This is a genomic window from Paracoccus sp. FO-3, assembly GCF_006386455.1.
Classification (GTDB): Bacteria; Pseudomonadota; Alphaproteobacteria; order Rhodobacterales; family Rhodobacteraceae; genus Paracoccus; species Paracoccus versutus.
This window is the reverse complement of the sequence record NZ_VCBQ01000044.1, coordinates 34,101-41,243: the sequence shown is the minus strand read 5'-3', so window position 1 is coordinate 41,243 and position 7,143 is coordinate 34,101. Positions and strand designations below refer to the sequence as shown.

The window sequence follows — 7,143 nt, the reverse complement described above, 5'->3', positions numbered from 1 at the left end:
ATCGCTTGGCCGGCTTGTCGGACCAGCTCTCGGGCTCCTCGCCGGCCTTGATCGCTCGGTTTTCATCCCGCGTGTTGTGGTTCTTCGGCACCGGCACGATGGAGGCATCCAGGATCTGGCCGCCCCGCGCGATGTAGCCCTGCCGCGCCAGATAGCCGTCGAACTGCTGAAACAGCGCCTCGACCATGCCCGCCTGCGCCAGCCCCTCGCGATAGAGCCAGACGGTCTTGGCATCGGGTACGCGGTCCTCCAGTCCCAGACCAAGGAACCGCATGAAGGACAGCCGGTCGCGGACCTGATACTCGATCTGGTCGTCGGACAGGTTGTAGAGGGCGCCCAGAACCAGCGTCTTGAACATCACCACCGCGTCCATCGGCTTGCGCCCAGCCCGCGATTTGCGCGCCGCCTCAGGCTTGCGCCAGACACCTTCAAGCGTCGGCCTGAACTCCTCCCACGGCACGATGGCATCGATCTCGACCAGCGGGTCCCGCTTGGCATCCAGGCTTGCGTAGCGGTCTGAAAGATCAAAGAAACCCATCTGCGCCATTGTCACGCTCCAGCAGCCACATGCCCTCCGATGTCTATCCCGGCAGAAAGGTCAGGGCAATTTTTCGAGGCGCCCCTATGCCTATGATTTCGGAGACGGTTGGGCGCACCTGATCCGGATCGAGGATTGGCTGGCGCTCGACCCGGCGCCACGTCATGCCCTCTGCCTGGAGGGCGCGCGGGCAAGGCCGCCCGAGGACGTCGGCGGGCCGTGGGGCTACGAGGATTTCCTCGGGATCATCCGCGACCCGACGCACGATGACCATCGCTCCACGCTGCGATGGGCGGGCGGGCATTTCGATCCGGAATGGTTCGATCTCGACTTGATCAACAAGGATCTGCGCAATGCCTTTCGTGCGAACGCGCGGCGGCGGTTGCATCAGCCGAGGCCGAAGGCGCCGAAGGATTAGCAACGTCTCCCGTTGCGACCCTTCCCCGGCCTGCGCGAAGCTGACCATCCGCCCGACTCTTGCCACGACGCCCCCATGACCGAGATCGCACCGCACCCCCGGATCAAGTTGTCGAAGCTGCGCGATATCGGCTGGTCGCTCTGGGATCCCATCGGATTGCTGGACCCGGAAGGCCGGCCGGGCAGATGGGACGACGAAGCCAACCTGTCCTTTGCGGACGAATATGACGGCTATCTGATCTCGGCGGCCTCGCAACTGCGCCGGGGAACGTCCCCCGATGAGGTCGTCGTGTTTCTGGTCGAGATCGAGATCCGGCATATGGCGATGGGCGACAAGCAGAGCGCCCGGTCGAGGGCGGAAGCGGTCGTGGATGCGATCCTCGCCGACGAGACCATTTGGACATGGCCCGACGCGCAGGGGCGGTTCGGTTAGGGTATGATGCGCATCGCCAGAACCTGGGAGGCAACATGACCAGGCACAGGATCTTCACCACCAGCTTTGCCAGCGTATATCCGCATTACGTGGGCAAGGCGGAGAAGAAGGGCCGGACCGGGGCCGAGGTCGACGAGATCATCCTCTGGCTGACCGGCTACAGTCCGGAGGACCTGACGGCCCGGCTGGAAGACCGGACGGATTTCGAGAGTTTCTTCACCGAGGCCCCGCACATGAACCCGGCGCGCTTCCTGATCAAGGGCGTGGTCTGCGGCGTCCGGGTCGAGGAGATCGAGGATCCGCTCATGCGGGAGATCCGCTATCTGGACAAGCTGATCGACGAACTGGCCAAGGGAAAGCCGATGGAGAAGATCCTGCGGAGGGGGTGAGGGGTCCGAGCCTCCACGACAAGCACGCGAGTTGGCGGCTTGTCGCTGATCGGTGACCGTCTTGGGCGCCTATCCGCATCATCTCCTTAGCCTTCCGCCTGTCGGCTTGACCCGTCGCAGGGTCTTGGGAATGCTGCTATCCGCAGCAACGGCGTAGTGAACCCTGGTCGCAGGCGCGAGCGCATTATCTTCTGGCCGCCTGTCGTGCACGATTCCCGATCCCCTTGGTCCGGAGGCTTCCATGACGCTGATCCTGCTGGCCGTCATGCTCACCGCGCTCACCTGCGTCATCGCCTGGTATCTGGCCATCTATGCACTGCCGGTGATGGTCGCGGTCGAGACATTCCGTCTCATTCATGCGACGGAGGCCGGATTCCTGCTCTCGGCCTTGGTCGCAGCCACCGTAGCGTTGCTGTCGGTGGGGCTGGTGCTCGCGGTGCTGTTCAAGGCGAGGAATCCGATTCTCTGCCTGCTGGCGCGGGCCGTGTTCGTGATCCCGGCGATGATCGCCGGCTATGCCGTCGTGCATGGTGTCACCCACGATGCCATCGAATCCGCCATCGCGCTGAAACTGCTCTGCGGCACCGCCGGGCTGATCACCGGCATTGCTGCGCTGATGAACCTGAACGGCTTCGGAGAACTGGCGCCGCAGGTCTGATACCGACGGCCACGAAGCGTTCACCGGATCTGCGTCGAACGACAGCGCCTCCTCGCAGCCCCGTTCAGCCGACACCGGCTATGTCACTTTGATCCGATGTGATCCGCGCGCCGGGCGCGGATCGTGTTTGCGCAGAAGCCGGGCAGGGGGTTCGACCGGGCCTTGCCCGGCTCACCCCCGGCCCGACGGCTTTCCTGTCTCAAGGATTTGTCCGCCACGCATCCGCCTGTCTGGCCGTCAAAGGGCAGGCGCCGCCCGAGGGCGTCGTCGGGGCGCAGGGCCGTGTCCTCGCCTGCGGCTGCGGGCCGCCCCACCCCCTGCGCCCCGACCCAGGACCGCCAGCCATGCGGCCGCGGGTCGGGCTGCGCCCTCGCCGCTCTGCCTCCGGGGAAACATGCGTTTCCCGAAGTCAGACCGGCGAGGCGCGGCCCATCGGCGGATCAGGGCAAGGGCCCTCCGCCCCAACCCGAAAGGACAGAGACATGACCGGCAAGACCAGCACCCCCCGTAACCTCGTCATCAACGCCGATTGCATCGAGGCGATGCAGGCTTTTGACAGCGGAACGGTGGATTTCATCCTGACCGATCCGCCCTATGTGACCCGGTTCCGCGACCGGCAGGGCCGCACCGTCGCCAATGACGACAACGCCCGCTGGCTGCGCCCGGCCTTCGCCCAGATGCACCGGGTCCTGAAGGACGGCGGTTTCTGCGTCAGCTTCTACGGCTGGAACAAGGTGGATTTGTTTGTCGAGGCCTGGAAGGCGGCGGGCTTCCGCATCGTCGGGCATCTGGTGTTTCGCAAGCGTTATGCTTCATCCGCGCGGTTCCTGCGCTACGAGCACGAGCAGGCTTATCTGCTGGCGAAGGGCGATCCGGTTCTGCCGGCCCATCCGGTGCCCGATGTGCTGGACTTCCCCTATACCGGCAACAGGCTGCATCCGACCCAAAAACCGGTGGCGGCGCTGCGCAAGCTGATCGGCGCGTTCACCCAGCCGGGCGATCTGGTTCTGGACCCGTTCAGCGGCAGCGGTTCCACGCTGGCGGCGGCGCATCTGCTGGGCCGCGACTGGATCGGGATCGAGCTGGACGTGGCGCATTACCAAACCACCAACCGGCGGATGGCGGCCTTGCAAGAGCGGGACCGGAAGGCGGCGGCATAGGCTGGCGACCCAAGGTGCCCGTCATCGGGGCGGGCGCCACACCCCACAGCTTCACGGAAAGGATTTTGATATGCGCTGGATTGTGACGAAGGACCATCACGGCGGTTGCATCGGACTGGGCGAGGATGCCGACGGCGTTCCCGCACGCGGCAAACCCGAAGAAGGCGATGCCCTGCCGGTGGAGTTCCGGCTTTATACCGCGCGCGGCAAGCTGCTGTTCGAAGGCCGTTGCGGCGACATCGCCGCCGACTGGTGGCACGGCATGGAGCCGCTGCTTTACGCCTGGGCCACGTTCCGCTGCCGCCGTCTGACCTGGCGCCCGGCAGGGACGGGTGAATCTTGGCGCCCGCTGCGGCCATGGATTCGACACTAGCCCAAAGCATCACGGCCGCCGGTCCATCGGATCGGCGGCCGTCGCGCGTCCGATCCCTGCCGCACGCCCCCAAAAAAATCGCGCTCGCCGGGCATGGCCCGGCTCGCAAGACAAGGCGAAGATATCGGCAGACGCGCCAATGGCTGATGCGAACGGCGCGAATGGCGCGGCGTGATCCGGACGGGCGGAGACCACCCCTATCGGAGCCCGGCCGGATCACGCCGGGGGCGGGGAGAGGCGATGCTGCGAGGAGTCCCGGGAGCCACTGGCCCCAGTGAGGGGTCAGCGGCTTCCGGGGGTTACTCAATCGCCTGTCGGAAGCAGGTCCGGGTTCCAGACGATTTCCCACAGATGTCCGTCGGGGTCGCGGAAATAGCCGGCATAGCCGCCGTAGAACGTGTCCTGCGGAGGTTTAACGATCTCTGCCCCTGCCTGTTCGGCAGCGTCCATGATTTGATCGACCTCTTCCCGCCGCATGACATTGTGGCCGATGGTGAAGGCGGTCGGACTGACCGGCCGCATCGGCAATCCGGTATCGTGGGAGATGTCGGCCTGTGCCCAGAGCGCAAGTTTCAGCCCGCCGGAAAGATCGAAGAACGCCACCGCGCCATGCTCGAATTCCTGGCCGACGATGCCTTTCGTGGGCAGCCCAAGCCCGTCGCGGTAGAAGGAAAGCGATCGTTCGAGATCGGCGACGCCGAGTGTCAGAACGGAAATCCTGGGTTTCATGTCACGCCCTTTCTATCGGCGCCTGCACCGCGCAGGGCCTTGATAGTCTTGGGCCGTCGCCAGCAACGGAAGGACCCGCAGGGCGCGGGGGCCGGGCCAACCTTCCCGAGCCTAACCTGTTTCAGACCAGCAAATGATAGGCCGGGTGCCGCAGGCGGTCAACGGTGCCGGTGTCCCGCCTTGCGTCCGCGATCTGCTGCGCCCGTGGAAACACCAGACGGTTGACACCACCAAGCCCTCGACCTCCAGCGCAAAGGGGAATGTCATCGCTGATGAACCGGCCCGCGTCGTTGTTTTCGGCCGGCAACACCCGGCTGCGGAAATCCTGCATCGCCGCCGACCCCGCTGCCATATCGATCCTTGCCCTCCGCATCCTGCCATTGCGTGCCGTGAATGCCCGCCGCGATGCGACCCGCTTCCTGCCAGCCCCGCAGTATCGCCGGACGGTCCAACCCAGCACCGATGAGGTGGCAGTCATGCCATCTCGCGCCCCCGACCCGACAGCCCGATCCTTCCCGTCCCGAACGACCCGGCCTTCCGAATAGCGCGGGCGCGAGGCTGACCAGCAAACCGAAGCGAAGCGGCACCGCCGCGGGAGGTGCGGATTCCGGGGGCTTTGCCGACAGGACGGCACCGGCGAGAACGCCGCCGTTCTGCGATATGTCCCCGTCATGCCCCCGGACGCACCAATCCCTCCGCCTGTCCGAACCCCTAACTCCGTGCGGTTTTCACCGGCAACCCCCAAGGCTCCGGACCGTGTTGCCGCGCAGGGCGCGGCTGCCCGCACCACTCCGAAGCCTTGCGGGCAAGCTGCCGCCCGAAGGGGGCGGCAGTTGCAGGTGCCTCCCGACGGACTTTGCCGGGTCTCGTCGGAGGGAATGGTCCCTCCTGTGAAGCAACGGAGACCTACAATGCAGAACATCGTCATCCTCGCCGGCACCATCCGCCAGGCCCCCGAGACCCGCACCACCCGCACCGGCACCGACGTTACCCGCTTCAAGCTGGTCACCTCGCGCCCGCGCTATTCGGAAGGCCGGGTCGTGCGCGACGAGAAGGGCTATCGGGTCGAGGACGCGGAATGGCACCGCATCGTCGCCTTCAACGGCCTGGGCCGGACCATCCGGCAATATTGCGAATCCGGCACGAAGGTGCTGGTGCGCGGCCGCATCCACTACACGAAATGGCAGGATGCGGACGGCAACGACCGCTACGGCTGCGAGATCGTCGCCGAGACGGTGGATTTCCTGAGCCGGGCGCCGCAGGCCGGGACCGACGACGAGGACGAAGGCCGGTTCATCGACGAAGACGACATTCCCTCCTGAACGGGAGGCCCAAGAGCCCGGCGGTTCCAGCCGCCGGGTTTTTCCATGTTTGCGGCGGATCGCGCCTTTGCCACGCCGGCAAGAGAAGGCTTCCCGACCGGATCGACCGGCCGGGAAGCCTCCGGCGGAGCCTGCTGCCTTCCCCCGACCCCATCCTTCTCCGCTGAAGAAGAAACAGGGGCTTGGGCAAAAAGGGGCTGGGGAGCGAGGCTGCTCCACAGCGCTACCGATGAGCTTTGCGTGATCGTCGGCGCGTGGTCGCGAAGGGCGTATTTAGCTTCGGAGCGGAAGGGAACGGGTGTCCACCGGCGAACGGGGTGGACACCCGTGGGCGTTTCGGCGGCTGCGGAAGAAAGTTGAAATGCCGATAACTGACTGAAAATAATGGAGAAAACGCCACAATCGGCTTGCGTTAGCGCCTTGTTTTTGCTAGACTATTCGTAAGGCACCAACATGGTCGCCAGCCACCGGTGCCATGCTCCCCGCAATGCGGGGCCGGGGTGGTGGAAGGGGCCGGATGGATCGGTCCCGGAAACCGGAGACAAGCCCGATGCATACCGCGACATTCGAGATCAACATCCCCGGCAACCCCCTGGCGAGCCGCATCCATCTCGAGGACATCGAGATGGGCATGGACGCCGATACCGGGGTCAAGGCCCGCGCCAGCCGCGACAGCATGACCCTGACGGTCATTGTCCGCGCAACCGACGCCCCTGACACCGCCAACTGGCTTCAGAAGGCAGGCTTGATCTGACCCCACCGACGGAAGCGCACAGCCCCAGGCGGAAACGCCCGAGGGGTCGGGGCAGCAGAAGCGCCCGGATCGGACCGGGGCACAGATCGGAGAGCGACCATGAACCACCCGACCACCGTGACCGAACTGATGGCCGAAGCCGCCAACGCCCTGATCCGCCGCGACCCGCACCGGCTCGAGGAACTGGAGCGGATCACCCGAGGATGGATGCAGACCTCCGACGAGGAACTGGCCCAGATCATCCTCCTGCAGGCGATGACCGAAGCCGCCGACCTCCTCCTCGATACCCCGAGCGAGATCGAAAGCGCCTGATGCCGCCGGCGCCGACAATCTGGCCCCGCCGTCGCGGGGCTTGCGGCAGCAGGAAACC

General features: G+C 65.7%; 12 protein-coding genes. 9 read left to right on the top strand and 3 right to left on the bottom strand.

Annotation, left to right across the window (positions count from 1 at the left end; genetic code table 11):
• The coding region (locus FE811_RS13835; RefSeq protein WP_140847927.1) for a transposase at nucleotides 1-547 on the bottom strand (547 nt) is incomplete at its 3' end.
• Between FE811_RS13835 and FE811_RS13830 the strand changes: the two genes are divergently transcribed.
• The 6 genes from FE811_RS13830 to FE811_RS13805 all read left to right on the top strand — a co-directional run bounded on the left by FE811_RS13830 (nucleotide 537) and on the right by FE811_RS13805 (nucleotide 3,968).
• Entirely contained in the window at nucleotides 537-956 is a 420-nt protein-coding gene (locus FE811_RS13830; protein WP_370362678.1) for a plasmid pRiA4b ORF-3 family protein, read from the top strand. The genes FE811_RS13835 and FE811_RS13830 overlap by 11 nt on opposite strands.
• 75 nt (nucleotides 957-1,031) lie before the next feature.
• Nucleotides 1,032-1,388 (top strand): hypothetical protein, encoded by a 357-nt coding sequence (locus tag FE811_RS13825; protein WP_017998434.1) that lies wholly within the window; start codon nucleotides 1,032-1,034, stop codon nucleotides 1,386-1,388.
• Nucleotides 1,389-1,423: 35 nt separating this feature from the next.
• Entirely contained in the window at nucleotides 1,424-1,777 is a 354-nt protein-coding gene (locus tag FE811_RS13820; RefSeq protein ID WP_017998433.1) for a DUF2200 domain-containing protein, read from the top strand.
• Between the two features lie 241 nt (nucleotides 1,778-2,018).
• Nucleotides 2,019-2,435, top strand: a complete 417-nt coding sequence (locus FE811_RS13815; RefSeq protein WP_017998432.1) for a hypothetical protein — start codon at nucleotides 2,019-2,021, stop codon at nucleotides 2,433-2,435.
• Nucleotides 2,436-2,917: 482 nt separating this feature from the next.
• Nucleotides 2,918-3,595, top strand: a complete 678-nt coding sequence (locus tag FE811_RS13810; protein ID WP_028714416.1) for a DNA methyltransferase — start codon at nucleotides 2,918-2,920, stop codon at nucleotides 3,593-3,595.
• Between the two features lie 70 nt (nucleotides 3,596-3,665).
• The gene (locus tag FE811_RS13805; protein WP_028714417.1) at nucleotides 3,666-3,968 is read left to right on the top strand and encodes a hypothetical protein; all 303 of its coding nucleotides are present in this window, start codon (nucleotides 3,666-3,668) and stop codon (nucleotides 3,966-3,968) included.
• Between the two features lie 303 nt (nucleotides 3,969-4,271).
• Here FE811_RS13805 and FE811_RS13800 read toward each other — a convergent pair whose 3' ends face one another.
• Together FE811_RS13800 and FE811_RS13795 are read right to left on the bottom strand one after the other, a co-directional pair.
• On the bottom strand, nucleotides 4,272-4,697 hold the full coding sequence (locus tag FE811_RS13800) for a VOC family protein (RefSeq protein ID WP_028714418.1): 426 nt from the start codon (nucleotides 4,695-4,697) through the stop codon (nucleotides 4,272-4,274).
• A 121-nt stretch (nucleotides 4,698-4,818) separates the two neighbouring features.
• Nucleotides 4,819-5,049, bottom strand: coding sequence for a hypothetical protein (locus FE811_RS13795; RefSeq protein ID WP_139294030.1), 231 nt, complete (start codon nucleotides 5,047-5,049; stop codon nucleotides 4,819-4,821).
• A gap of 559 nt (nucleotides 5,050-5,608) precedes the next feature.
• Between FE811_RS13795 and FE811_RS13790 the strand changes: the two genes are divergently transcribed.
• From FE811_RS13790 to FE811_RS13780, 3 genes are all read left to right on the top strand, one after another.
• The gene (locus FE811_RS13790) at nucleotides 5,609-6,019 is read left to right on the top strand and encodes a single-stranded DNA-binding protein (protein ID WP_017998428.1); all 411 of its coding nucleotides are present in this window, start codon (nucleotides 5,609-5,611) and stop codon (nucleotides 6,017-6,019) included.
• 550 nt (nucleotides 6,020-6,569) lie between these two features.
• Nucleotides 6,570-6,773 carry a hypothetical protein gene (locus tag FE811_RS13785; protein ID WP_017998427.1) on the top strand — a complete coding sequence of 68 codons (204 nt, stop codon included), beginning with the start codon at nucleotides 6,570-6,572 and terminating at the stop codon, nucleotides 6,771-6,773.
• Nucleotides 6,774-6,872: 99 nt separating this feature from the next.
• Nucleotides 6,873-7,085: a hypothetical protein gene (locus FE811_RS13780; protein WP_017998426.1), complete on the top strand. Its 213-nt coding sequence runs from the start codon at nucleotides 6,873-6,875 to the stop codon at nucleotides 7,083-7,085.
• Nucleotides 7,086-7,143 lie beyond the last annotated feature (58 nt).